This window comes from Sphingobium sp. BS19 (assembly GCF_027925545.1).
GTDB lineage: Bacteria > Pseudomonadota > Alphaproteobacteria > Sphingomonadales > Sphingomonadaceae > Sphingobium.
The window spans coordinates 1-23932 of sequence record NZ_BSEF01000030.1; the positions used below are offsets into that span (position 1 = coordinate 1).

Sequence of the window (23932 nt, forward strand, 5' to 3'; positions counted from 1 at the left end):
CGTTCGGTGCTGCGCATGATCAGGACTCCCGTCCTGAAATCGCAAGGCTGGCCCTGCGATTTTGCGGCAACAGCAGGGCGCAAAGGCCATCGACGGCCCTCGAAACGAGGACACTTGCGATGTTACATACTTCGTGCGCTAGGGTCGAATAATAATCGTCGCTGGTGTGGAAGTCGGCAAATTCCGGCATGACGACATGATCGCTGCTCGGCTGATAATAGGGCTGCGAACCCCGATGCTTGAGGGTGACGGGCACGCGGGCAAAGAGCGCGTCCAGTTCGGCGTCCCGCTCGTCGGGATTGGTGGCGGTGATGATCGGCGCGGGTGCCGGATATTTCGCCTCGATGCCGTCGATCTGCTCGGCGTTGAAGACAGTGTAACGCTTGAGGAAGGCCACCTGACGCTTGCCATCCTCGCCGCTCTGGCCGCCCTTGTCGGCGTCCACCTCGATCTTGTTGGCATAGACCACCATCGATCCCTTCTCGCCCTTGCGGACGCATCCGCCGAGCGCGAGCGCCTGCTTGAAGGTCAGCCAATGGGGGGAGGCATAGCCCTTGGTCATCGCCGCAACCCACAGGGTCAGGACGTTGATGCCGCGATAGGGCACGCCGGTTGAGCGCAGCGGGATAGTCGGCGCGGTGCTGCCGTTCCACGATTTCGACCAAGGCCGGGTGCCAGCCTCGATCATGGCGATCATCTGATCGGTGATTTCCTGATAGACGTCGGCCCGGTTGTCGGTGATCCGTCCCATGATTTCTTCCTTTCCTTTGAGGCTGAAAGCCGGTCGCAACAGCAACCGGCTCTGCCTTTCCGGCGAGGAACGGGATGGGGAGGGAGGGCGAGAATCTACCGCTGGCGCGGGCGAGCCGCCCTAGCGTGGCCGACGCCCTGCAGGGCGTCGGGTGCCACGCTTGGCGGATTACTCGGGCGGTCGATTGTCGTTCGGGAACGAAAGGGCAGCCGCCCTTGGTGTTCCCCGGCGCCGACTGGCCTCCGGGGGAGGGCAGCGGTGCCCATGGGCTCACGCCGCGCGTTCGCGCGACCAATGCTTGGGGCTCATGCGGGGAACAGGATCGAGGCATAGTCCTGCGCACCATGCAGGATGTGGACGATGACCACCTTGTCCGGCTCTACGCGGTAGAAGATCAGGTAATTGCCATGGCCGCGTCGCCGGATTCCGGCACTCTCGTAGCGCGGGACCAGGGGGAATCGCTCGGCCATATCGGCGAGGCCGAGACACTTGCCGCGCAGCTCGCGAACGAAGCTGAGCGCGCGCGCCGGATTGTCGCGGGCGATATAGTCGGCGATCGATTCAAGATCACGCTCGGCCTCGGCGGCAAAATCGACGATCATCCTGCGCCTTCGGACAGGGCGCGGTATTTGTCTTCAAGCCGATCGAAGACGTCGGCCGCGGGCGTGGTGCGACCGGCATCGGCATCGGCGATGCCGCGGGCGATCGAGGCGTCCAGCGCCGCGAGCCGGGCTTCGCGGTCCTGCACGAGGCGCACGCCTTCGCGCAGCACCTCGCTTTTCGAATTGTAGCGACCGGCCGCTACGAGCTGGGCGACGAAGCCCTCAAGCTGCTGTCCTAGATCCGCACTAATCATCGCGATCTCCTTTCCTGCCGATGATAGCAGCTTATCAACTGTTGATAAAGAATTGCTGTGCTAGGACAGCGCAGTGGGTGTGCCACGTGGCACACTTCAGGTGGCTACGCCGGTCAGCCGATCCAGCTCCGCATGGCGCTGGGAGAGGCGATCGGCGCCACGATAAGCGAGGACGGCGAGGATTGCCGCCGCCGCGACGAGGGCGATGGCAGCGAGGCGCGGAACGGTCGCATCAGCTTCGTGGGCGAACCCGACGAGTGTGCCAATTCCCGCTGCCAGCAGAACGACACTGCATGCGATCTCGGCCGTGACGCCGGCCAAGGGCGATGGCAGCGTGCGAAAGCGAATGTCGCGCGTGACGTTATGCCAGTCCAGCACGATCAACGGGCCATTGGGATTGGGCTCGCAAATCGCGCGCACCGTGTCGCCGACCGCAACGGCAAGATAGTCGTTGCTGGCGAGCTTGAGCGTCCGGCCCTCGACCTCGAGCAGCATCACGAACTCCCGGGTCGTGTTGACGAACGTGTGGGTCTCGGTGCGCGTGTGAAGGCTGCGGCGCGATCGACATAGCTCAACGGGGATAATGTAATACAACGAGCGCCGCAATACCTATCCTGCCACCATCAAAAATCCCCCACCTAAATCTGCTTCCACGTGTGCCACGTGGCACACCCCAATTCTTTTGGAAGCGATGAAGACGCGGAAAGGAAGGATTGGGTTCAGGGCGCGAGCGACGGCCGCTGCCGGCGCTCTCACTCACACCGGCGCGATCAGCGCCAGCTCACGATGCGCGGTTCCGCTTCACCGTCGAAGTGCACCAGCGCCTCGACAACCATCGCGCGCTTTCCCTCGATCTCGATGGTCGGCCGCTCCACGCGCTGCTTGCCACCTTTCGGCTTCGTCGTAGCGCGAGGGGCAGGGGCCTGTGCAGGCGCGGGAGGATCGATCGATATGGCAGGAACCACCGGCGTCTCGTCCAGCGCACGATCGGCCTCCGCATCCCGGATTGTGTCCGTCGTGGGCTCCGGTGCGGGCGTCTCTCCCGGGCTCTGCGTATCGTCATCGCCGCTATCGGAGGTCGCATCGACTTCCGGTGAGGGGGCGGGGTCAGCTTTGGGTGCCGACTTCTTCGCGCCAACCTCGCGCGCGAAACGCTCGCACGCCAACACGGTCATATCCTCGGCCGCGGTGTTCGCAACAAAGGCTCGTGTCGCAGCATCGTCCGTCTTGGCGGCCTGGGTGAGCGCGACAGCGCTCCGCATCGATATGTCGGCGAACAGCAGCGCGATATAGTCCGGCGCCTTAGCGAGACCCTGATACCGGGTGAGCAGCGTGCGGTTACGCCCCGTTGCACGCGCCAGCTCAGCCAGGGAGCGCCCCTTCGCGACCTGCCCCGTGACAAACCGGATCATGTCGGCCGTCGACAGATCCTCGCGCTGATCGTTCTCGATGAACTGATCGATGCGGACCCGTTCGATATCATCGGTCTTGCTGACGATCGCGCGGACCGGCACGCCGAGCTTCTGGCACGCGCGCCAGCGCCGCTCGCCGAACATGATCCGGTAGCGCCCGTCGTCATCCCTCGGAGCGACAGTGATTGGCTGGAGCTGGCCGCGCTCCTTGATCGTCTCGGCCATTTCGTCGATCTTGGCCGGGTCGATCTCGCTGCGGACGTTCTCCGGATCGGGATACAGCAGCTCGGGGTCGATGAGCTGGACGCGATCGGCGTCCGCGACGGCGGCCTTCTCGCTGAAAACGTCGAAACCGGAGAAGTCTGTCATACGTGGCTCCCGATCCGGGTCATCGCTTCCTCAAGGAACGCGCGCATTGCGGGAAGCGAATTGCGCACGTCCTTATCGAAGCGCCACACCGGCACATGCTCTTGGATGGCCTGGCTGTAGTGCGCGCGTTCCGGAAGGACGGCGGTGAACAGATTGCGGCCGATCTTGCTCTTGATCGCGGCGAGCATGTCCATCTGATGCCGATCGTTGGCTCGCACGCGATTGGGGACCGGGCCGACGACGTGGATCGGCGTGCGCCGCTTCCCATTGACCGTCGCGATCGAGTCCGAGACCTGCTTGGTTGCAGCAGGGCCGAACGGCCCCAGCTCGACGGGGACGATCAGGTGGTTGCACACCAACAGCGCGGCGAAATTGATCCATGACCAAGAGGGCGGCGTGTCGATGACGCAATAATCGAAATGCGGATCGAGCGCCGGAAAGTTGACATTGATGTTCGAAAGCGCGCGCGGGTAGTCCGCGTCATACTCGCCGCCCATGCGGTTCGAGTAGATCGCGAGCCGGGGAAAACTGGCGGGCGGGGTGTAGCCCGGCTCAAAGAGCGGCTTGCACGTGCCAAGGCTCTCGAAGTCGGCCAGTGCATCGGTCGCGTTGCACTGGCGATCAAGGTCGAGAAACAGCACGCGATGGCCGGCATCGGCCAGATGCCATGCCACATGGCACGCGATCATCGTCTTGCCGGCGCCGCCCTTCTCGACGTTGATGGCGATGGTCTTCACGCGCTACCAGCCTCGATCGGAGTTGTTGTTCCAGTGGTCGTAACCGCGATAGTTCGAATCCGTTCGCGTGTTGCGACGCGCCTCCTCGTCCGGAGTGTCGCCACTCCAGATGCGCAGGCTCTTGCCGCCACCGCCCCTGAGGACGGTCCAAGCGATCAGGACGAACAATCCGATCGTCAGTAGATTACCCAACATGGCCTTCGCCTCCGTCGCCTTGATGAAAGGCGCAACCTGTAATATACGATACCGCTAATGCCGTCAATATGCGGTATCGGTAATTACTAGGGCATTGGATGACGTCTAGCAATATCCGTTCTGTCGGTCGCCCTCCAATGGGGGATCAGACGCTTGCGCGGTTCCCAAAAGGCACGCTGGGGCGCATCAAATCAGTTCTTCGGGATGGCGAGAGTCAAGCCGACTTCATGCGCGAGGCGGTCGAGCTGGAGCTACGCCGGCGAGAGGGGCCGCCGGTAGGCGGCCCCGACCGCGCCTAGTCGCGATCTTCCGAGCCCTTGGCGAGAACCGCAAAGCCGTCGGCGATCAGTTCCACCGTGTAGCGCTTGCCCTCGGCAGTGTCGTAAGAGTTCTGCCGGACGCGGCCCGTGATATGCACCAAGTCGCCCTTCTGAGCCTTCGCGGCGCGCTCGATCAGCTTGCCGAACAGAGTCACCTCGTTCCAGTGGGTATCCGTCACCCACTCGCCATTGTCCTGGCGGTTGTAGTTGGCGGCGACGTTCACCTTCGTCACCTTGTCATGCTCCGTGATCTTGCCGACGCGGCCGATGATCCGAAATTCAGCGATGTTCTGCATGGTCCTGTCCTTTCGATTGATCAGGCTCATTCCTGATGGGAATTGAAAGGGAGTGCAGTCGCCGCGATCAAGCGAAAAAACGGAGGGTCCGCGCAGCGGAAACCGTAGGCGCAGCCGGTTATTTGCTTGATCGTAGAAGGCGGCCAGCGCCCATTTTCCCATCGATTCAGGAAGAGCCGATCGAAGGGGCAGACGTGAATGTCGCGCGGGGGATCTCGGCGCCGCGGCTCAGTCGTGGCGCGGCAAAGGGATGGTCGACCAGTTCGACATGGCCGCGGGGGAAGGGAAGGGGGAACGCCGATGAAAAGGGCATTCGATCCAGATCGCGCGCTCTTTGGCTTGAAGACCTGGCGCTACGGCCGCGCTCAAGGTGAAAAAAACGGCTCAACCAAGCACGAACGTGGCCATTTGAGCGCTGCAGAAGCCGCATGCTCCCCTCGGGAGCACCGCGACGCGGAGCGGCGCGTCCGACGGTTCGGTTAGGTGCCGTCATAGTGATTTGGCGTATCGGGTTGGGTCAGAGCGTCCTCGCCGTCAGGCGTTAGAGCGTTGGCCGACTAGGCCAACTCCATCTGTCCCTAGTAAATATGAATCTAGGAGCGGTTGACCATTTTTTTGAGACTCTTGGTTCTCGATCGCGATGGCAAGGCTGTCCAACACGCGCCGCAAGCCTTCGTCCTCGATGTCTTCGGCGACCATCTGGCGGCACGCAAGGGAGAAGCGCTGATCTGGTGCGCCAACCTGTTGCACGGCGGTAGCCACCAGAACGACCCTAGGCTGACCCGCTGGTCGCAGGTGACGCATTATTTTTTCGACGATTGCATCTATTATACACCAGCGTTCTCGGACGAGGCGATAGGTAAGCTCGATTTGCGTAATGTAGTTGCCATCAGCGATGGCGAACCGCGACCGAACCAGTATCTGGGAGAGAAAGTGCAAAGGTTGGCCATTGCTGGCGATGACGCTACAAGGCGCCCCTTATGGCTTCGACGGCTGAAACGGATATTTGGCTAGCCGGCTGTATGGCGGCTACTCGATGTGCGTTGAGTTAACATCCATAAGAACATAAATATTGGAATTTGCGGGGTTGCACCGTAACCGCCGACTGAAGGCGGCATTGACGCCACATATTTCGTTTTTCGTTGCCATATTGCACATTTCTTTGCGAGGGCGTTTGATGTGCCGCCCTGATATTCCTCTACGAGCGATTGGAGTTTGGCCTGACGGAAGGACAGACGATGAAGCGTGCAAGGTTTTCAGAAGAGCAGATTATTGGGGTGCGGAAGGAAGCAGAAGCGGGCGCGAAGACCGCTGATCTCGCCCGGCGGCACGGTGTGTCGCAAGCGACGAATATGTCGGGCTTGAGGTGTCCGAGGCCCGGCGACTACGAGAGCTTGAGAGCGAGAACGCCAAGCTCAAGCGGCTTCTGGCCGACGTCATGCTGGATCAGGCTGCGTTGAAGGATCTTCTGGCAAAAAGTTTTGACGCCCCCCGCGAAGCGGGAAGCTGTAGCTCATGTCCAGGCGTGCCACGGGATGAGCGAACGGCGGGCATGCCGTGTCATCGATGTCGATCGCTAGATCGTGAGCTACCGTTCCACACGGGACGATGATGCCGATCTGCGCGAGAAGCTGCGTATCGCTCCGGTAAGGGCCGCCTTGCGGTGATCGGCTGATATTTTGACATGGCACTGGTGCAAGCGCCGGTGTTTGCACCGATACTGAGGACGGTGCGATGAGCCAGATCACGGGAATTTCGGGGCCGGAACGGCGGCGGGTATGGACCGATCAGCAGAAGCGTGAACTAATCGCGGCAGTTTCGGTACACGGCGCGAACGTGGCTGACATTGCCCGTCGTGCTGATCTCCGGCCGAACCAGATCTACAGATGGCGGCGGCAGATGAGGCAGGCAGCGCAGAGCTTTGCAGAGGTGCAGGTGCAGCCCGATCCATTGCCAGTGAGCGGATCGCCGATCATCGTGGAGTGTCGATGGCAGAGTAAAATGCCCCACTTTGCGGTTCGGGTTTTAGGTGTTTTGTTCAGTACCTCCATTTTTGGGTGGGCGTCCGCGGCGTCGTGGTTCGACCAGTCTTGTGTCGATAGTGCTGCGGTCAATCAAGTCGTGATCCCAGTTCCCTTCGGCGTCCGGATATGGATCGCGACCGGGCATACCGATATGAGGAAGGGCATGCGATCCTTGGCCCTGCAGATACAGCAGAGCTTCAGGCGGGATGCCACCCAACTTTACCGGGAGGTACGCGGCCTTGCCTTCATCAGGGCCATAGCGGCCCCCAAAAATAGCACTTCCCAATGTGCTAGGCACCGAGCTCACCAGCAATGCCGTCTTGCGATGGTGCGGTGAGATCGGCGTGGATTGGCATTACGTCGCTCCGGGCAAGCCGATGCAAAACGGCTGAGTCGAGAGCTTCAACGGCCGCATGCGCGATGAGCTTCTCAATGAGACGCTGTTCATGAGCCTTGCCCATGCCCGGGCCGAGATCACTGCCTGGGTCGAGGATTGCAATCGTGAGAGACCGCATTCATCCCTGGGATACGCAGCCTAGCGGCATTCGCCGCCAAATTGAATAAGCAATGGCCTGCTTCGCTACGCCCTACGGGCTCCGCTACGCATCCCATTGCTTTAACCGCGCAGATGCGCAAAACAACCGCCAGGCTCTAATCCCAGCTGGCGGAAAGCTGGGGGTCAGGTCACCGCGCATGCGCTAGCTGCTTCACATCGTGCGGATTTTATCTTTTTATTCAAATGGATCGAAAACCGATCTAGTCGCATTGGTTTTGGGCCGATGTTCCTTGCATTGCTGAAAAATCATAAAGTTTGTTCATGACAGAGGGAAAGGATGATGCCCCGTATATTTGTAGGTTTATGGAATAATCATAAGCATCATTAAAAATGAAAAACATCAAACCGCATGGAATATCCTGCCTATGATCTGTATAGAAATTTAAGGCTCGCTCAACTTCGTCATAGACTCGGGCCTCTATCAACAACTTGGGCTGTGCTGATTTTGGCGTACCGTTTGCATAATACTCAAAAACGCCGTTGGCACTAGACTCTGAAATAACCATAATCCTTGCGGCTGTTGTAGAAACCACTTTCTTCAGGAGCTCAAATGTAGCTGTCATACGACACTGATACACTCCATTAAGAATACTCCGATCGGAGTTTTGAGGTGCCTCACCCTCCTTGATCGACCCATCTTGGAAATAAGAAAGAGATCCGCGAATTGAGCCCATTCCCGTCGTAACGTACTGACCACATGGGCCATTTGGAAATTTGGATGCGAGGAAAGAAAGACTATTTACGTGAAGATCATCTAACAAGATTGTCGAGAGGTAATAGTCAAAGGCAACAATTTCGTAACCCAACGGGATACCGCCGCCTGTGTACATATTGCCAGCAGCGTCGTAGGTCGTGAGACGGGACCGGCTAACATTTGAAACCCATTGATCGAAGCCGTTTAGATCGAAATTAACGTCCGTTATTGTTCCAGCTTTGATTGCCATTCCCCGTTCGTAATAGGCATCTGTTCTTCGCGCATAATCACCTGCAGCACGATCTAAGTGGCGTGCAAAGTCCTGATCAAACATGCCACTTGCAAAGATAACGCCTAACTTAACGCGAGAAAGCCCAGCATTATCAAGTTCGCGGCGAACTACAGAGCCAGCGCGCTCCATTTCGCTTTTTGAGATACCATTTAGATAAGGCTCATCCGCAAGGAAGATTGCGCCAAGGTTAGCTTCATGACTTTTCATCATGAGAATGAATGGACGGATTTTTTCGGAAAGGACAGTGTCCTCTGGAAAACTCGCTAATTTCTGCGTGGGCAAGGGAGCAAAGTGCTTTGAATAATTTGATCCACTTGAATCGCTATATTTAGTGCTCACCGAAGCAGGATTTCTCCGCAATAAAATAAGGTCCGAAAAATCAATTTTCACTTTGTATGTGGTACCTCGAGCTGCAGTTAAGCTCTCTTCCACTTGCTCTACACTGTATGCATTGATCATTCCAAACGTCATTCGGCTAGGCAATTCTGCTGGCGTTCCAAGCGGGTTGAAAAAGCCGATTTGATTGTACCGCGCAGGGGTAGGGGTAGGGGTAGGGGTAGGGGTAGGGGTAGGGGTAGGTATCTGTGTCGGTGGAGAAACAACGGGCGGCGAGGCTGCATCACCGCCGCAACTGCTAGTCGCCAGTGCGACTGCAATCCAAACAGCCTGTCCAGTGAAGCGTTTCATTAATTGTCCCTCTGAAGCATTGTCGTCCTCTCCCTTAACGACAAGATGATGGACTGCAATCTGGATTGATAATCCAGGGTTCGGTGCTGGAGCATTCTGCATCAACGTCGAAATGTGCCAGTGCCGTATGCCAGCGGCTAGGGTCCAACGAAAATGTGTCCTGCTCGCGCAAGGTCGTCCTGAAGCGGTCGGCGTGATCACTACGAGGTGATAGGTGACGATCCGGCTCAAGGTAAAGCGGCTACACTGTGTCAACGGCCGCTACGTGCATGCCACTTTCGCTGAAAACCTAGAGGTGTAGGGCCGCCATGAGGTCCAAAAACCTAACGACTTGGTCGCATTCAGCGGTGCGCCTGCTTGGCTCCGGCTACGATGTTGGAGAACGATTGATTGAGTGGCTAAGCCGAAACACTAGTGCTGATAGATTGCTGATGGTCGTGCAGGGGCAGCGTCTAGTTCCGGTTACAAAGCCACGGGTTCTGGGTGTGGCAGAAACAAAGCGTGATGTAACGGTACTGGTCGATCTAAGACAGTTGGCATAGTCGATGATCCACCCGATCGCGAAAAAGTGCTTGCCGATTGGCGACTGAATATCTTGGCGAGGAATCTATACCGCGCGATAAGGCGGGCGCCCATGCGGATGGATCACGCTGGGGCGCCCAGCGAGATCGCTAAGTAGAGCATCAGTGGCATCTCTTGCGTATCTGCTCCGACGCATCGCTCAATGTTACAGAACGTCGAGATTGCTTTTTAAGGAAGGTCCTTAGATGTTCAGAACGCTGCGCCTTCAGACCAAGTTTACCGGAGAATCGCGTATCGGCTCGATGAGGTCTGTGGGAGGTGCGGGCGCAGATTTCTAAAGGCTATTGAGTTTGATCCCTAGGCTATTGATGGGTCAGCAAGCCGCAGGAACACGACGGCAAAAAGCCTTGGCGCGCGCCGGGATCAGTTCTGCTTGCAACACGTTTATCGGCGCTATCGCTCTTGCCGCAGGCAGTTGACGGCAAACAAAAAATCCAGCCAATTGCCCGAATATGAGCGGTCGATGCTTCCTTAGTTGACACCCTACTCGACATCGCGATACGGGGGCGCGTCATGGGCATCACTTAGGACGTACAAGAGGTGATAATGGCCTTAGCGTTATCGCACGAGCCATCCTGACCTGGCAGCCCGATTTGCTAATTAAGATGTGTCAGCTAGTCGTATATTTCTGACGGCGGGGGTCGGGGGCTGGTTTCCTCAAAAAGTGCTTGTGCGAGACACGAAGCAAGACACAAATGTCTGCTGAATTTCGAGAAAACTAAAGTATGAGTGATATAATGGCCACTGCTGGGGAAAACTTCGTAGAAAAAGGACGGTCGCCAGTTGAGCGTCGGACCTGTTTACTGATCGCCGGCATGCATCGTTCCGGTACAAGTGCATTAACGCGAGTATTAAATTTGCTAGGTTGCGGGTTGCCAGTCGATTTGGTGGGTGCTGGCAGTGGTAATGAAGCTGGACACTGGGAACCTCGATCGCTTGTACTTTTCAATGACAAGTTACTCGCATCGGCTGGTTGCCGCTGGGATGACTGGCAACAGCTCAATCCAAAATGGTATGATTCAGTAGCCTACGAATCTTTTAAAGCTCAGGCTCGCGATCTTCTCAATGCCGAATTTATGGATCATCCGCTGTTTGTGTTCAAGGATCCACGTGTTCCTCAAATGCTTCCCTTCTGGCTTGACGTGCTCGAAGCTGAGAATATCGAAACCAAACTTATAGTTCCCATTCGTCATCCCGATGAAGTTGCCGCGTCTCTAGAAATGCGTGACATGATGGAAGCGGGTTACGGCAGGTTACTTTGGTTGCGCCGAGTTCTCGATGCGGAGCATGACAGCAGGGGACATTCACGTATTTTTTGTACCTATGAACAGTTATTGCGCGACTGGCGTCCGCTCATCCAAAGCGTCGAAAGCGGTCTCAATATTGCCTTACCTCGTCGGTCTGCGTTAATCGAACTAGATGTCGATAAATCGTTGCGCGAAGATATGCGCCATCAGTTTGCCAAGCGCAGCGATATTTGGGGGGAGGATGGGGTCTCGCAATGGCTTCAGCGAACCTACGCATTGTTGAACGGGTGGAGCGACCATGGGGAGGACCATCAGGATTTTAAAAAATTAGATAATATCCGCGCCGAATTCAACACGGCATCCCGCCAGTTCGCCTCTCTCATTTTGCCCGGATCGCGATCGGGCGAAGCAGGCGAAGGTAGCCGACAGTTAGGCGCACTTCGGGCCGAAGTAGAAGAACTCAGTCGTGACCTTACAGCGCAGGTCGATCTAATCCAATCTCGGCAAGATGAGTTTTCTCAGCTCTCGGTGGAACACGACAAGATTAAAGCCGAGAACGAGAGCCTTAAGAGCGAAATCGGCGCGAAAGACCACGCGCTGTATGCGCATGAGGCGGAGAGCAGAGCCCATCAAGAAGCAATGCATCAAGCGAAAGTCGAGAAGGATCGTTTGGAAGAGCAATTCGCCCTTACGCAGAACATACTCCGTCAACGTGAAGAGGAAATAGCGCAAACGCTGGCAGAACTGGCTTTGCAAAAAACTATCACTGAGGATGTCGGTTTACTGCAGGACAGGCTTGCTGATTCGGAAAAGTGGGTGTTCAAGTTGGCGGCTGATCGTAGGTTTGCTGAAAAAGTCGCTGAAGATGCCACGAACGATAGAGATCGAGTATATCGCTCTGTCGTTTCAAAAGAAAACGAGAACAAAGTGCTGAAGTTTCAACTGGAAACCTACGGCAATGAACTCAATACATCGAAAGAGTCTCTTGCAGCTGTTTCAGCAGCGTACGCTCACGTGCAAGCCGAAATGCGTGACATCAGTACTAATGCTTCAGAGCTTAAAGCGAGACTGAGCGGTAGGCATGCAGAGATTGCCCAATTGACAAGAATATTGATCGAAAAAGAGGATTGTGTGGATGATCTGAGAACTGATCTGCTATGGTCTCTTGGCATCATAAAGCATTTGAGCAACCACCCTGCATGGTGGCGTTTTCTACCAAAAAAATGGAAACAGAAGAAGGTAAGCACGCGTTTAGCGAAGGCCGACCTGTTTGACTCTGAGTCTTATCTGAACAGATATCCGGACGTTGCCGCCGCCGGAATGGACCCGCTCCAGCACTATTTGTTACATGGTATGGATGAAGGCCGTAGTCGCTTTCCGAACAAGTGAGAAATTGCAGCATGGCCAGAATATCAGAAGAAGATATCAAGTTGCTCCTAGCGAGCGGTAACTTCGATGCAGATTGGTATCTTCAGGAGTATCCTGACGTCGCTATGACAGGCCTTAGACCGGAGGAGCACTACCTCTGGATCGGACGCACACTCAATCGCAAAGCGAGTTCCAAGGCCTTGTCCTCGTTGGCATGGTCGCCGCTCAATTGGTGCGTAATGACGTCGCCACATACCCTGTTTTTGGCCAACATGATTGCATCCAATCTACAACGTCATGGTTGGATGGTAGATGTCACGACAGAGGCGCCAAGTATCTTCTCTCATGACTTCTATTTTGTGCTCTGCCCCCAAATATTTGATCGCCTCCCGCCCGGCGAAAAGCGAATTTGTTTTCAACTTGAGCAGTCAGTAAGCTCCCGCTGGTTTACATCGACCTACCTAAGCACTCTGGAAAACTCTGCTGCTGTTCTAGATTATTCGCTACAAAACATAGAATTTTTAGCAGAAAAGGGGGTGTCATATCCCCACGTATTTCATTTGCCGATCGGCGCTCATGTGTGCAACAATCAAATAGAAGTTCAAGAAAAAAAGTATGATATACTTTTTTATGGGGATTTCAAAAGTAGTATTAGGCGTCGGGAGTTTATTGAAAAAATAAAGAATAAATACAAATTATTGCTTGTCGATGATCTGTTCGGAGATGATATTCATGAATTGATAAAGCAGTCAAGGTTTGTCCTGAATATTCATTATTATCAGAACGCATTGCTCGAAATGCCGAGAATTCAAGAATGTCTTTCATTAGGGACGCCGGTTATTTCCGAAGCAACGGGAGACATGCGCGACTATCCACATCTGAAAGATGCCGTGACATTTTTCAAAGAGGGTTCAGTTGAAGATATGGAGAGGGCGGTCGCTCTTGCAATGGCAGGCGGGCAGAACGCTGAAGGAGTGGCAGCATCCGTTGCATTGTCCCAACGTCACTTCGAGTTTATGTTCGATCGCTTCCTGTTGGCTCGAGACTTTCTGCCCATTTACAAGGCCGATGAGCTACAGCTGCCAAACGTGTTTAATGCGCGTATGGTAAGTTTATCTTTGCCAGAGACCGTACGCCGGCGAAGAATATTTGAAGCAGAAAACATAAAAGACTGCGTGATCTTCGACGGCATGCGAAAATCCCCCGGGTGGCTGGGTTGTGGCATGAGTTACAAAGTTCTCTGTGCTGGGGCTTTGCAAAGAGACAAAGAAAAGTTGATTGTTGTCGAAGATGATGTCCTTTTAGACGAGCATTTCGAGGAAAATCTTGAAATTGTTACGCAATATCTTGAAGGCTTGAATGGTGATTGGGACATATTTTCGGGCGTTATTGCTTCACTTCACGATGAGGCTAAGGTCAGCCGAGTAGAACGATTTCGGGGTATTGATTTCGTAACGATCGACAAAATGACGAGCATGGTATTCAATATCTATAGCCGTAGAGCAATGCAACTGATCGCAGAGTGGTCGCCCCTCAACGCGCATGTGGAGTCCAACGCTGTTGATCGCTATTTGGAGCAATCGAATCTAAAGATTGTGGTTGCGCATCCATACATTGCGGGACACCGGGAAGAGGTGCATTCGACGCTGTGGGGTTTTGAGAACACCGAATATGTTAATATGATCAACGAAAGCGAGGATCATCTCGGACGTCTTAAAGATGAATGGCTAAGATCGCCCCAAGTTGCGCTAACCTAATCGGAGCCAAAGCTGAGGTCACGCAGCCATTGCTTTGCTCTGCAGCATCACAACCTGCTATAGGTCTCCACTGCCAAGCTCACGTCGTCATATTCCGTTGCTTCGCCTTTGTGGATGATAACTGCCCGGTCGCAGAATTCACGTATAATTTCTGTACTGTGCGAGGCCAATATCATAGCGCGATCGCTGCGCTTCTCGAACAACTCATGCTGGCACTTTCGATGAAAATTTTGATCTCCCACAAGTATGATTTCGTCAATCATATAACAGTCGAACTCAATCGCAAGGGACAGGGCAAATGCGAGACGTGCGCGCATTCCAGAAGAATAGGTCTTCACTGGCATTTTTAGCTGGCGACCTAATTCTGTGAAGTCTTCGACAAAAGCACGGACCGAACTGTAATCACGCTGGTAGATGCGAGCGATGAATCGCGCATTGTCATAACCTGTCATGCTGCCCTGAAATCCGCCGCCAAAGCCGAGAGGCCACGAAAGCGACATTTGCCGGATGATTTTACCAGACGTCGGCATTTCAACGCCACCAATTAGCTTGATGAGGGTACTCTTACCGGCACCGTTACGGCCCAGCAATGCAACGCGCTCACCCGGTTGGATGGTGAGATTCACATTATTTAATACCTGTTTTCGGCTTTGGCCATGAGTGTAGGACTTGCATATGTCGCGACAAATAATCATTCGACGGCCAAGGTTCGGCGAACATGGCGGCACAAAGGAAGGCCTATTAAAATTGCTACCATTGAACAGGCGATCGGGTACCAAGCATTGTAATGCGCAGTCAGCTTATTCCCCCAAATTCCTTCTCGCATCATCTCCATAGCGTTCACGAAAGGTGACATTAGAATGTAATCTCGCACTTCCGGCGTTAGCCAAGAAACCATAAAGAACAATCCCGAGAATGGGATCATGATGTAAGTCAGCACAGGAACAAACTTTTCAACCACTTCCGACATTTCAGAAAGTGGCGCAATGATCAAGCAGAGCGAGAATGAAAATAGAGCGTAAATCATCCAGCCACCAATCAGCAGGCCGATGTTCGACGGGACTGGGAATTCATCAAACAAGATCAGTATGGCGCCGATGAAAACATATGCCATCATGCCGCCAAGCACTTCTATGACAAAGCGAACTAGTATAAAGTCGACCAACTTTATTTGCCGATGGTAAAGCAAGGCGCCGTTGGCTGTAAAAACTGCGACGCTCCGCGAAATGCCATGGCGGAATAGAGTAATTGGAATATAGCCGGTCACGACAAAGGCGATTATGCTTACACCATGCTCTTCAGGGCCTTTAGATAAACGCCATATAAGAGCAACCATGCCCGCAAAAAGCAGCGGCTCAACCATGATCCAGAGGAACCCTATGTTCTGCCGCCCGAAGCGGGTGGATAGTTCACGAATCATCAAAGCGTGAACGACACGAATCTGAACTGCCCATCCCCGGCGCAATTTATGTAAATCGATGTTGGACATCCTCAATCTTCCGGCGCATGTTCCAGAATGCCAATGGTAAACATCCAGGCGATAGCGTAAAGGCAGGCGGCAGCAGCTGCAAAGACAATGATGTTTAGGAGCCGCTTCGGCAATAGCGGCATATCCGGCAAATTAGGATCAACGACGCGTTCGAGGTAGAACTTCTGACGCTGTGATTCTGCACGTGCTTGGACGAGAGCAGCGTTCGCCACATTCAGGTTCTCTGTAGCGAAATGCTGTTCAACGACAAGTGCTTCATAACTTCCCATTTTGGATGCGATACCCTGATCTGTCCCGACTACACGCCTATCTTGCGTCCCGATTTGCGCAGAGATGGCGTCAATCCGGTTTTTCAAAGCAGGGAGGGATGGATTTTGAGGTGCCGTCCGGCGCGTTAAGTCGAACTGCGCTTGAAGTGCTGCCCGCTCCGAGGTCAGTTTGTTCGCAATTTCGAGAACGCCCAGCGCCTGTTTTGCAGGATCGATTAATTCCTGCGCGTTCCGATACTGAGTAAGTGCGACCTGTGCAAACTTAGCGCGCGTAGCTGCAACGTCCACCTGCTTTTGCGCCTCGGCAATCCCTTTGGCTTGAGCCCGATCGTTTAGGCGGTTAACCAACGCTTCGCTTAGTTCGAGCAATCGCCGGTTAATTTCGTATGCATCACGAGCAGTAAATGCTTCAGTTGTTATAATCGCAGTGCCAGTCTCATGATCGAGACGAACGTCAATCATCTTGGTGTAGTATTTATATAGGTGTTCGAAGCTGTCGCTCGAGAAGGGTTGCGGAAAACGCGAAAGAATGTCCGCGTTAGGTGATGAAAATAGAGAGCGCACACTGGGGTTTTTGTCCAGAGCTTTCAATGCATCGCGAGACCGGACATAAGTTAGCACCTCGTTGGTCTGCTCTTGGCCACCAGATAAACCAGTAGTTTGGATAAGATTGGCGAGCGTCGACATCTGCGATCGTTTCTGGTCCGGGCTTTTGATAACAAATCGGGACTCAGAAACGTAGATGTCCGAGGCCATTAGGCCATAATAGACAACTGCCAATACCGTTGGCACAACGACGAGAAGGATGAACCAGCGCCGCTTTCTCAACCATTCCGAAATCTTGGACCGATGGACAGGCGTTCCAGCGTCGATGGGAAAGGACTGATTAACGTTCATAAATATCTTTGCAGCGCCTAGGGGGGGGGTCAGAGCTGCCTTGCGCTACGCCAACACAGGACGAGGCGCAAGGTCAAGCTACAAAGGCCCTTGAAATCGTGCAAGGAACTATTGTTCATTTTTCAATGCCAGTGCTAAGCGTGCGGCCGTTGTAGCCGCCAGCCTTTCGAGATCATATATAATGCAAGTCAAGAATTCCGTATATTTGGCCCTGCTCGCAGGATTGGCGGGGTGCGCAACCCTCCCTTCCAGCGGTCCTACAGGGGGGCAGATCGAGAAGTCGCTGACGGCGCCGAAGGACGGATCGCCTATCCAGCTTGTTCAGATCAACACAATTGCCGATGTGCCGAACGACGAGCTAAACGCCACCCCTGCATCGCTGTTGTCGGATGTTGCGCCGCCGCCGACTGACATGGTGGGACCGGGCGACGTGCTCGACATCAACATTTATGAAGCGGGTGTTACCTTGTTTGCAGGAGCAAGCAACGGGGTCGGCCAGATGACCACCCCTGGCGTTCAGGTGCAGAAACTGCCGCCGACCCGGGTGGACGATCTGGGCGACATCTCCATTCCCTATGCTAAAACGCTCCATGTGGCGGGATTGACGGTTGGCCAGGTGGAAGCGATGGTGCGCAATTCGCTGGAGGGTCTTTCCCAAAACCCCCAGGTACGCATCGCCCTGAGCCAAGCCATCACCAATTCGATCATTGTCGGAGGCGAGGTAGGAAGGCCGGGCCGCTTGGTCTTGCAAACGAACCGGGAAACACTGTCTGATGTCGTCGCCCTTGCAGGTGGCTATCGGGGGAACGCAAAGGATTTGACGCTACGGGTGACCCGCGGTGGCAAGAATGTCGATGTTCGCATGAACGACCTGGTCGATAATCCAGCACTGGACGTCCGGGCCTATCCCGGCGACCGGATGATCCTGATTAATAATCCCCGCACTTATTCAGTGCTGGGCGCGTCAGGCCGGGTGGAGCAGGTGCCCTTCAGCCGGTCAGTTGTGTCGCTGGCCGAAGCGGTTGCTACCTCAGGCGGTGTCAATCCGGGCGTGGGCAATCCCGCAGCGATCTTCGTGTTCCGCTATGTACGCGACGAACAGGGTAATGAGGTGCCGATCGTCTATCATTTGAATATGATGAAGGCTGGTTCTTACTTTGTCGCCCAGCGTTTCGCGATGCAGGACAAGGATGTGCTATATTTCGGCAACGCTGCGGCAAACCAGCCTAGCAAACTGATCCAGCTGATTAGCCAGCTCTTCTCACCAATCCTTACGGTCACCAGCGCAGTGCAGACGGTTCAGAACAGCAATAACTGATACAGAGCGTGGGATTATCTTACGGGGTATTATGGAAATCCAGACTTTTGACATTGCAGGCGTCGTCCTCCTGAAGCCTCGCCATATCGGCGATGAGCGCGGCTATTTTGCCGAGCTCTTCCGTGCCGATCTGTTCGCCAAGAGCATAGGGGAATACAGCTTCGTTCAGGACAATGAGTCGATGAGCGCCCGGGCTGGCACCATCCGCGGCTTGCATTTCCAGATTCAGCCCCATGCTCAGGGCAAGTTGGTGCGTTGTACTGCTGGCGCGCTGTTTGACGTGGCCGTGGATATACGGAATGGATCACCCACCTATGGGCAGTGGATTGGCGAGAAGCTGACACCTGACAATGGCAAGCAATTGTGGGTGCCGCCCGGCTTTGCCCATGGCTTCTGCACATTCGAACCTAATACCGTCATTTCCTACAAGGTGACTGGCGGCTATTATAATGCCGAATGCGATAAGGGTCTGTCTTGGGATGATCCGGCGATTGGTATAACATGGCCTGACGTCGCCGACCCTGAGACGCTCTCGCCCAAGGATCGCAAACAGCCGCTGCTTGCAGACCTTCCCGCCTATTTCAGTTGGAGCGCCTGAAATCATGCGCGTAATCGTCACCGGCGGGGCCGGCTTTATCGGCTCAGCCTTGGTTCGCTATCTGGTATTGGACAAGGGTTATGATGTCCTGACCATTGATGCGCTGACCTATGCCGGGTGCGAGGCCTCACTTAAGGAAGTTGAAGGCCGCAATAATCATCGCTTCCTGCACGCCAATATCTGCGATCGCGCGGCGATGGATGTAGCGATCACCGACTTTCAGCCCGATCGGATCATGCACTTGGCCGCCGAAAGCCACGTCGATCGTTCGATCACAGGCGCGGCGGATTTCATTCAGACCAATGTTGTCGGCAGCTTCACTCTGCTGGAAGCTGCCCGCGCTTATTGGAACGGTCTCGAAACGGACGCCAAGTCCGCCTTTCGCTTCCTCCATGTCTCGACTGATGAAGTCTATGGCTCGCTGGGTGATGAAGGCCTGTTCGAGGAAACGACTCCTTACGATCCCAGTTCACCCTATTCAGCTTCGAAGGCTGCGTCCGATCATCTCGCTAAGGCGTGGCAGCGCACTTATGGCCTGCCCGTGGTCGTGTCGAACTGCTCAAACAATTACGGGCCGTACCACTTCCCTGAGAAGTTGATCCCTCTTACCATTCTTAACGCGCTCGAAGGCCGTCCTCTGCCGGTCTATGGCAAAGGTGAGAATGTGCGCGATTGGCTTTATGTCGATGATCATGCCCGCGCGCTCGACATCATCATCGAGCGCGGCGTGCCCGGCGAAACCTATAATGTTGGCGGCCGCAACGAGCGCAAGAATATCGATGTCGTGCTGCGTATCTGCGCCGTGCTCGACGCATTAGTCCCTGCTGACAAACCGCGCGCGGAACTGATCGAATACGTCACCGACCGCCCTGGTCACGATGCGCGCTACGCCATCGATGCGAGGCGCTTGGAAACAGAACTGGGTTGGCGCGCACAGGAAAATTTCGACAGCGGCATCGAAAAGACCGTGCGGTGGTATCTGGAAAATAAATGGTGGTGGCAGCCGCTACGCGACCAGTATGACGGGCAGAGGCTGGGGCTGGCCGAGGCCGTAAAGATATGAGGATCGCTGTTACGGGTCAGGCCGGACAGGTTGTCACCAGCCTGGTTGAGCGGGGCAACGCCGCTGGGCATGTGGTGATCGCCATCGGTCGCCCTGAACTGGATCTCGCCGATCCGGCTTCTGTCGTCCGTGCGCTGGAAGCTGCCGCTCCTGACGCGATCGTTTCGGCAGCGGCTTATACCGCCGTCGACAAGGCTGAAACGGAGAGCGAACTCGCGTATGCGGTCAACGGCGCGGGCGCGGGAGCCGTGGCGCAGGCGGCTAGCGCGCTGGACGTGCCACTGGTCCATGTCTCCACCGACTATGTGTTCGATGGCTTGGCGGGCCGACCCTATGGCGAAAGCGATCCCACCGGTCCGACCGGGGTCTATGGCGCATCCAAGCTGGCGGGCGAACAGGCCGTGCTGGCCACTCATGGCAACAATAGCGCGATCGTGCGCGTGGCCTGGGTTTACAGCCCGTTCGGTGCCAACTTCGTCAAAACTATGTTGCGCCTTGCCGCCGACCGGGACGAAGTGTCGGTGGTCGCCGATCAGGTCGGCAATCCGACCTGTGCTTTGGACATAGCTGATGGAATCCTCTCGATAGCTTCCAATCTGGTATGTGATAGTAACCCGGCTTTGCGCGGTGTTTTCCACATGACGGCGCAGGGTGAAGCAAACTGGGCGGACTTCGCCGAAGCCATCTTTGCCGCATCGGCTAAGCGAGGCGGTCCTTGGGCTTCGGTGCGACGGATCGGCACGGCTGATTATCCCACACCAGCCACCCGGCCCGCTAATTCGCGGCTCGATTGCGGCCTGATCGCGCGGGTTCATGGCGTTGCTCTGCAGAACTGGCATGGGTCGCTCGACCTCGTGATCGCGCGGCTGATCACTGCTGCAAACTGAACGATCTCAAAGGAATTATCAATGAGGGGCATCATTCTGGCGGGCGGCAGCGGCACGCGCCTTTATCCCATGACGCTGTCGACCTCGAAACAGCTCATGCCGGTTTATGACAAACCGATGATCTACTATCCGCTGACCACTTTGATGCTGGCGGGGATCCGTGAGGTGCTCATCATCTCCACCCCGCGCGATCTGCCCGCTTTTCAGGCTCTGCTGGGCGACGGTTCGGCATGGGGTATGACCTTGGAATATGCCGCGCAGCCCAGCCCCGACGGTCTGGCGCAGGCCTATATCATCGGTGCCGATTTCGTTGCGGGGCAGCAGTCCGCGCTAATCCTTGGCGACAATATCTATCATGGGCATGGCTTGCCCGAAATTCTCGCCAATGCGTCGTCGCGCAGCGAGGGAGCCAGCGTCTTTGCTTATCATGTCAATGACCCCGAGCGCTATGGCGTCGTCAGCTTCGACGCTGCCATGAAGGCGGTCACCATCGAAGAAAAGCCGGAAAGCCCCAAGTCAAACTGGGCGGTCACAGGCCTTTACTTCTATGACGAGCAAGTGGTCGACATCGCTGCCAACATGAAGCCCTCGCCGCGCGGCGAACTGGAGATTACCGATGTCAACCGTGTCTATCTGGAACGCGGTGACCTGCATGTCGAGATCATGGGCCGTGGCTATGCCTGGCTTGATACCGGCACGCCCGACAGTTTGCTAGATGCTGCAGAGTTCGTGCGGGTTCTTGAGAAACGGCAGGGTTTCAAGATTGCCAGTCCAGAGGAAATCGCTTTTCGCCAGGGCTTTATTGATGGTCCACAGCTGGAAAGAGCAATTCACAAGCTCGGAAAGTCCGATTATGGTCGCTATCTACGCGGGTTATTAGCCGAACGTTAGAACATAGCCTGTATCGTGATGCCGCGGAAAAATACCATATTCTGCCAAGTCTGCCTTGAAAAAATTCGTATTTCTACGGTCGTTCCTGGTCCACCATGAAATATATGATCGCCATGCAACTGGTATCGCCTATCCTCGGCTCGGCCAACTATGAGCGGCTCACCATCGCAGTCCAAAAGTTTAAAATTATGCACATTCTCAAAATGCTAAGTCGTTTCTAAGCGTTCGTCACAAGGGACTGTGAGTACGACTTGCCCGCCTAGACGCAGATGTTAGCTTATTAGGCATATGGTTTGCTCAGCACGGCAAGGCTTTGCCAAAAGGCGGGGTGATTCGTTGTATCAAACCCATCAGTGAACTCTGGATTTGTAAAACCTGCGTCTCTGGCGAAGCGGCATATCCAATCACGATGCAGAAAGGTGTCAAGATGTTCGGCAGCAATTCCTGTGCGCAAATGATTGAGATTATCCTCCCACACTCTGTCATGGGCTGGTTCTTCCAACTCTAGGAAGGAAAACACCATTTTGCCACCTGGCTTTAACGCACGAAACGCGTCGAGCGTGTAAAGATAGGATTCACCGGAATAAAGATGGGTAAAAACGGACCAGTGAAATACCATATCCAATGTTGCATCCGGTGCGATGATCGTGGGCGCAAAATTTAGTTTGGTCTCATATCCGGGGCAGCGCGTAGACAACTCCTCTAGGAGTTCGGGCACCACATCTGCACCGATATAGCGACCATTCCAGCCCAGACGGTGCAGAGATTGCGCGGTGCGTCCGCAGCCGCAGCCAAGATCATAAATGCTCATACCATCAGCCAAGCCATGGTGGCGCAGCACTGCCACATGCCCGTCACCCTGTGACCGAAAGCTTTCCATGGTCTCGGCCCCAATCGCCTGCGCGAGCGCCAAAGTGCGATCATCAGGTCGTAGTTTCAGCTTCGCCCGAACAAGTGCCTGATAGTCGCGAACCGAATGACTCTGGCGCACATGGCGTCGGCGAAATCCAAAAAATTTTTTCATCAAAATCCCCTGTACTATCTGCATCAGCGTTTCATCACTGTGCCGTTTCAATTGCAATCTGGTGCGTCATCGACGGGGGAGATTACGCTGTTAAAGACGAGTAGGGGGTCACCGCGTCTCTCGCCTTTTGGCTCGGAAAACCAGTCGCCTGGGCTCATTCATCGATAGCCATACAATCAGGCGAGATCAGGCTGGAGATAGAAGACGTTCAGAACGCCAAAGCGAGTGGCCCGGCTAATGTGCTTCCATCTTCTTCGCCATCGCGACGCTTCGCAGACATCGGCTTTACGCTTCTAGTCATCACTCAGCCATTGTGCTTCCAGTTCAAGTAGAGCCCGGTTACGCACCCCAATCTTCTTCGCAGGGATGCCAGCATAGATATCCCACGCATCAATTGAGGAGTTGACCAATGACATGGCCCCTACCGCACAACCTTCCCCAATTTCACTTCCCGGCAGGATGACCGTACCACTACCCACCACAGCATGACGTCCGATGTGAACCGGCCGGCTTTCCACTTTACGATATCGTTGTGGCGCGGTGGGATTTGTCATCGTGGTACCGCTGAAATCGTCTGAAGATGCGTAAATTTTAACTCCATGAGACAGCCCGCTGAAGTCAGCTAATGCGATGCTCTCCTGACCCGTCAAGATACAATGGGCACCAATATGGACATTTCGGCCAAGGGTTATCGTTTGTCTGGCCGACAGGATCGTGAATGCATCTATTCTGACAAAATCTCCAAGAGATATCTGGCCACAATTGATCAAGATAACGCTAGGATGAATGAGAACGCCGACGCCAAGTCGCCCGAAGCCGAGCGATTCCAATGCTTCTTGTGGTAAAAATTCGCTGTTCAAATTCATGGGAGCCAGTCCGTAATATTCATAGGCTAGTTCGATAGTCGCGAACCAAGTCCTGTAATCGAGAATTGATTGAAAGGACCATGGGCCGTGACAGAAACGTATCGATCGCCTCAGGCAGAAGAAAGGTTTGTCGATGCAATTCTATTTCGCGGAGATAGTGTAGCACGCGTACATCGCCGTCGGTCAGACCGCTCGCACGAAAATGATGGATGTCATTCGCCATATTGTAGGCTGCAGGTAAACAGGCGATATCCATATCACGGTGACATGCAATGAGTGTCATCGCTAGCTGGCATCGCATATGACTGCCATTATGCTGCTTCAGCCAAGCCTCGGCCCAGTGGATATCGTGTGCGATGTCCGTCGTCAGAACATTTGGCACAACTCGCGGCGTAAATTAGCGGAGTGCGGGCCTCGTCCTGGGGTTGATATTAAGCGGCGATCTTGCGGTGGAGCAAGCGGCGATGTTCGATGGTCTTCCGTTTGA

At 54.9% G+C, this 23932-nt stretch carries 23 protein-coding genes and 3 pseudogenes; 12 read left to right on the forward strand and 14 right to left on the reverse strand.

Going from position 1 to position 23932, the window contains the following annotated elements; all coding sequences use genetic code 11:
- Positions 1 to 19: 19 nt before the first annotated feature.
- The 7 genes from QMG56_RS21035 to QMG56_RS21065 all read right to left on the reverse strand — a co-directional run bounded on the left by QMG56_RS21035 (position 20) and on the right by QMG56_RS21065 (position 4320).
- Positions 20 to 751 (reverse strand): ArdC family protein, encoded by a 732-nt coding sequence (locus QMG56_RS21035; protein WP_281824661.1) that lies wholly within the window; start codon positions 749 to 751, stop codon positions 20 to 22.
- Positions 752 to 1056: 305 nt separating this feature from the next.
- Positions 1057 to 1353: a type II toxin-antitoxin system RelE/ParE family toxin gene (locus QMG56_RS21040; protein ID WP_281824663.1), complete on the reverse strand. Its 297-nt coding sequence runs from the start codon at positions 1351 to 1353 to the stop codon at positions 1057 to 1059.
- Entirely contained in the window at positions 1350 to 1607 is a 258-nt protein-coding gene (locus QMG56_RS21045; protein WP_281824665.1) for a type II toxin-antitoxin system ParD family antitoxin, read from the reverse strand. The genes QMG56_RS21040 and QMG56_RS21045 overlap by 4 nt, the downstream gene beginning before the upstream one ends.
- Positions 1608 to 1703: 96 nt before the next feature.
- Entirely contained in the window at positions 1704 to 2201 is a 498-nt protein-coding gene (locus QMG56_RS21050; protein ID WP_281824667.1) for a hypothetical protein, read from the reverse strand.
- Positions 2202 to 2377: 176 nt separating this feature from the next.
- Positions 2378 to 3388: a ParB/RepB/Spo0J family partition protein gene (locus QMG56_RS21055; protein ID WP_069710372.1), complete on the reverse strand. Its 1011-nt coding sequence runs from the start codon at positions 3386 to 3388 to the stop codon at positions 2378 to 2380.
- Positions 3385 to 4125, reverse strand: coding sequence for a ParA family protein (locus QMG56_RS21060; RefSeq protein ID WP_281824670.1), 741 nt, complete (start codon positions 4123 to 4125; stop codon positions 3385 to 3387). Before QMG56_RS21060 ends, QMG56_RS21055 begins: the two co-directional genes overlap by 4 nt.
- 3 nt (positions 4126 to 4128) lie before the next feature.
- Positions 4129 to 4320: a hypothetical protein gene (locus QMG56_RS21065; RefSeq protein ID WP_069710374.1), complete on the reverse strand. Its 192-nt coding sequence runs from the start codon at positions 4318 to 4320 to the stop codon at positions 4129 to 4131.
- Between the two features lie 137 nt (positions 4321 to 4457).
- Here QMG56_RS21065 and QMG56_RS23570 point away from each other — a divergent pair, with 137 nt between their 5' ends.
- Positions 4458 to 4619, forward strand: coding sequence for a YlcI/YnfO family protein (locus QMG56_RS23570; protein WP_375713745.1), 162 nt, complete (start codon positions 4458 to 4460; stop codon positions 4617 to 4619).
- On the opposite strand, the gene QMG56_RS21070 is transcribed toward QMG56_RS23570, so the two are convergent.
- A complete protein-coding gene (locus QMG56_RS21070; protein WP_069710406.1) occupies positions 4616 to 4936 on the reverse strand; it encodes a single-stranded DNA-binding protein in 321 nt (106 codons plus the stop codon). The genes QMG56_RS23570 and QMG56_RS21070 overlap by 4 nt on opposite strands.
- A 705-nt stretch (positions 4937 to 5641) precedes the next feature.
- Between QMG56_RS21070 and QMG56_RS21075 the strand changes: the two are divergent.
- From QMG56_RS21075 to QMG56_RS21090, 4 genes and pseudogenes are all read left to right on the forward strand, one after another.
- A pseudogene (locus tag QMG56_RS21075) lies at positions 5642 to 5950 on the forward strand (phytanoyl-CoA dioxygenase); the annotation flags it as partial.
- A gap of 224 nt (positions 5951 to 6174) precedes the next feature.
- A pseudogene (locus QMG56_RS21080) lies at positions 6175 to 6513 on the forward strand (transposase); the annotation flags it as partial.
- Positions 6514 to 6670: 157 nt separating this feature from the next.
- The gene (locus QMG56_RS21085; RefSeq protein ID WP_281824672.1) at positions 6671 to 7297 is read left to right on the forward strand and encodes a transposase; all 627 of its coding nucleotides are present in this window, start codon (positions 6671 to 6673) and stop codon (positions 7295 to 7297) included.
- Positions 7254 to 7615, forward strand: a pseudogene (locus QMG56_RS21090) (transposase); the annotation flags it as partial. The gene QMG56_RS21085 and the pseudogene QMG56_RS21090, both read left to right, overlap by 44 nt.
- Positions 7616 to 7716: 101 nt before the next feature.
- Here the strand turns inward: QMG56_RS21090 and QMG56_RS21095 are convergent.
- Complete coding sequence (locus QMG56_RS21095; protein WP_281824674.1) at positions 7717 to 9291, reverse strand: hypothetical protein; 1575 nt, start codon at positions 9289 to 9291, stop codon at positions 7717 to 7719.
- 1205 nt (positions 9292 to 10496) lie between these two features.
- On the opposite strand from QMG56_RS21095, the gene QMG56_RS21100 reads away from it, so the two are divergent.
- Both QMG56_RS21100 and QMG56_RS21105 read left to right on the forward strand, forming a co-directional pair.
- Positions 10497 to 12407, forward strand: a complete 1911-nt coding sequence (locus tag QMG56_RS21100; RefSeq protein WP_281824676.1) for a hypothetical protein — start codon at positions 10497 to 10499, stop codon at positions 12405 to 12407.
- An 11-nt stretch (positions 12408 to 12418) separates the two neighbouring features.
- Positions 12419 to 14143 carry a glycosyltransferase family 25 protein gene (locus QMG56_RS21105; protein WP_281824678.1) on the forward strand — a complete coding sequence of 575 codons (1725 nt, stop codon included), beginning with the start codon at positions 12419 to 12421 and terminating at the stop codon, positions 14141 to 14143.
- A 47-nt stretch (positions 14144 to 14190) separates the two neighbouring features.
- Here the strand turns inward: QMG56_RS21105 and QMG56_RS21110 are convergent, their stop codons facing one another.
- The 3 genes from QMG56_RS21110 to QMG56_RS21120 are packed head-to-tail and all read right to left on the reverse strand — an operon-like array spanning position 14191 to position 16798.
- Positions 14191 to 14838: an ABC transporter ATP-binding protein gene (locus QMG56_RS21110; RefSeq protein ID WP_281824680.1), complete on the reverse strand. Its 648-nt coding sequence runs from the start codon at positions 14836 to 14838 to the stop codon at positions 14191 to 14193.
- The gene (locus QMG56_RS21115) at positions 14835 to 15632 is read right to left on the reverse strand and encodes an ABC transporter permease (RefSeq protein ID WP_281824682.1); all 798 of its coding nucleotides are present in this window, start codon (positions 15630 to 15632) and stop codon (positions 14835 to 14837) included. Before QMG56_RS21115 ends, QMG56_RS21110 begins: the two co-directional genes overlap by 4 nt.
- 2 nt (positions 15633 to 15634) lie before the next feature.
- Positions 15635 to 16798: a capsule biosynthesis protein gene (locus QMG56_RS21120; RefSeq protein WP_281824683.1), complete on the reverse strand. Its 1164-nt coding sequence runs from the start codon at positions 16796 to 16798 to the stop codon at positions 15635 to 15637.
- A 205-nt stretch (positions 16799 to 17003) separates the two neighbouring features.
- On the opposite strand from QMG56_RS21120, the gene QMG56_RS21125 reads away from it, so the two are divergent.
- The 5 genes from QMG56_RS21125 to rfbA are packed head-to-tail and all read left to right on the forward strand — an operon-like array spanning position 17004 to position 21555.
- Positions 17004 to 18116: a polysaccharide biosynthesis/export family protein gene (locus tag QMG56_RS21125; protein WP_309298596.1), complete on the forward strand. Its 1113-nt coding sequence runs from the start codon at positions 17004 to 17006 to the stop codon at positions 18114 to 18116.
- Between the two features lie 31 nt (positions 18117 to 18147).
- Positions 18148 to 18714, forward strand: coding sequence for a dTDP-4-dehydrorhamnose 3,5-epimerase (gene rfbC / locus QMG56_RS21130; RefSeq protein ID WP_281824685.1), 567 nt, complete (start codon positions 18148 to 18150; stop codon positions 18712 to 18714).
- Between the two features lie 4 nt (positions 18715 to 18718).
- Entirely contained in the window at positions 18719 to 19777 is a 1059-nt protein-coding gene (gene rfbB, locus QMG56_RS21135; RefSeq protein WP_281824686.1) for a dTDP-glucose 4,6-dehydratase, read from the forward strand.
- Positions 19774 to 20664: a dTDP-4-dehydrorhamnose reductase gene (gene rfbD / locus QMG56_RS21140; protein WP_281824688.1), complete on the forward strand. Its 891-nt coding sequence runs from the start codon at positions 19774 to 19776 to the stop codon at positions 20662 to 20664. The genes rfbB and rfbD overlap by 4 nt, the downstream gene beginning before the upstream one ends.
- Positions 20665 to 20685: 21 nt before the next feature.
- A complete protein-coding gene (gene rfbA / locus QMG56_RS21145) occupies positions 20686 to 21555 on the forward strand; it encodes a glucose-1-phosphate thymidylyltransferase RfbA (protein ID WP_281824689.1) in 870 nt (289 codons plus the stop codon).
- A gap of 280 nt (positions 21556 to 21835) precedes the next feature.
- Here rfbA and QMG56_RS21150 read toward each other — a convergent pair whose 3' ends face one another.
- Positions 21836 to 22579 carry a bifunctional 2-polyprenyl-6-hydroxyphenol methylase/3-demethylubiquinol 3-O-methyltransferase UbiG gene (locus QMG56_RS21150; RefSeq protein WP_281824690.1) on the reverse strand — a complete coding sequence of 248 codons (744 nt, stop codon included), beginning with the start codon at positions 22577 to 22579 and terminating at the stop codon, positions 21836 to 21838.
- 293 nt (positions 22580 to 22872) lie between these two features.
- Entirely contained in the window at positions 22873 to 23445 is a 573-nt protein-coding gene (locus tag QMG56_RS21155) for an acyltransferase (protein WP_281824691.1), read from the reverse strand.
- Positions 23446 to 23932 lie beyond the last annotated feature (487 nt).

Coding starts and splice junctions, on each gene's coding strand:
- QMG56_RS21035 (WP_281824661.1), bottom strand. CDS start 751: ATGGGACGGATCACCGACAACCGGGCCGACGTCTATCAGGAAATCACC.
- QMG56_RS21040 (WP_281824663.1), bottom strand. CDS start 1,353: ATGATCGTCGATTTTGCCGCCGAGGCCGAGCGTGATCTTGAATCGATC.
- QMG56_RS21045 (WP_281824665.1), bottom strand. CDS start 1,607: ATGATTAGTGCGGATCTAGGACAGCAGCTTGAGGGCTTCGTCGCCCAG.
- QMG56_RS21055 (WP_069710372.1), bottom strand. CDS start 3,388: ATGACAGACTTCTCCGGTTTCGACGTTTTCAGCGAGAAGGCCGCCGTC.
- QMG56_RS21065 (WP_069710374.1), bottom strand. CDS start 4,320: ATGTTGGGTAATCTACTGACGATCGGATTGTTCGTCCTGATCGCTTGG.
- QMG56_RS23570 (WP_375713745.1), top strand. CDS start 4,458: ATGGGGGATCAGACGCTTGCGCGGTTCCCAAAAGGCACGCTGGGGCGC.
- QMG56_RS21070 (WP_069710406.1), bottom strand. CDS start 4,936: ATGCAGAACATCGCTGAATTTCGGATCATCGGCCGCGTCGGCAAGATC.
- QMG56_RS21085 (WP_281824672.1), top strand. CDS start 6,671: ATGAGCCAGATCACGGGAATTTCGGGGCCGGAACGGCGGCGGGTATGG.
- QMG56_RS21095 (WP_281824674.1), bottom strand. CDS start 9,291: ATGCAGAATGCTCCAGCACCGAACCCTGGATTATCAATCCAGATTGCA.
- QMG56_RS21100 (WP_281824676.1), top strand. CDS start 10,497: ATGAGTGATATAATGGCCACTGCTGGGGAAAACTTCGTAGAAAAAGGA.
- QMG56_RS21105 (WP_281824678.1), top strand. CDS start 12,419: ATGGCCAGAATATCAGAAGAAGATATCAAGTTGCTCCTAGCGAGCGGT.
- QMG56_RS21110 (WP_281824680.1), bottom strand. CDS start 14,838: ATGATTATTTGTCGCGACATATGCAAGTCCTACACTCATGGCCAAAGC.
- QMG56_RS21115 (WP_281824682.1), bottom strand. CDS start 15,632: ATGTCCAACATCGATTTACATAAATTGCGCCGGGGATGGGCAGTTCAG.
- QMG56_RS21120 (WP_281824683.1), bottom strand. CDS start 16,798: ATGAACGTTAATCAGTCCTTTCCCATCGACGCTGGAACGCCTGTCCAT.
- rfbC (WP_281824685.1), top strand. CDS start 18,148: ATGGAAATCCAGACTTTTGACATTGCAGGCGTCGTCCTCCTGAAGCCT.
- rfbB (WP_281824686.1), top strand. CDS start 18,719: ATGCGCGTAATCGTCACCGGCGGGGCCGGCTTTATCGGCTCAGCCTTG.
- rfbD (WP_281824688.1), top strand. CDS start 19,774: ATGAGGATCGCTGTTACGGGTCAGGCCGGACAGGTTGTCACCAGCCTG.
- rfbA (WP_281824689.1), top strand. CDS start 20,686: ATGAGGGGCATCATTCTGGCGGGCGGCAGCGGCACGCGCCTTTATCCC.
- QMG56_RS21150 (WP_281824690.1), bottom strand. CDS start 22,579: ATGAAAAAATTTTTTGGATTTCGCCGACGCCATGTGCGCCAGAGTCAT.
- QMG56_RS21155 (WP_281824691.1), bottom strand. CDS start 23,445: ATGAATTTGAACAGCGAATTTTTACCACAAGAAGCATTGGAATCGCTC.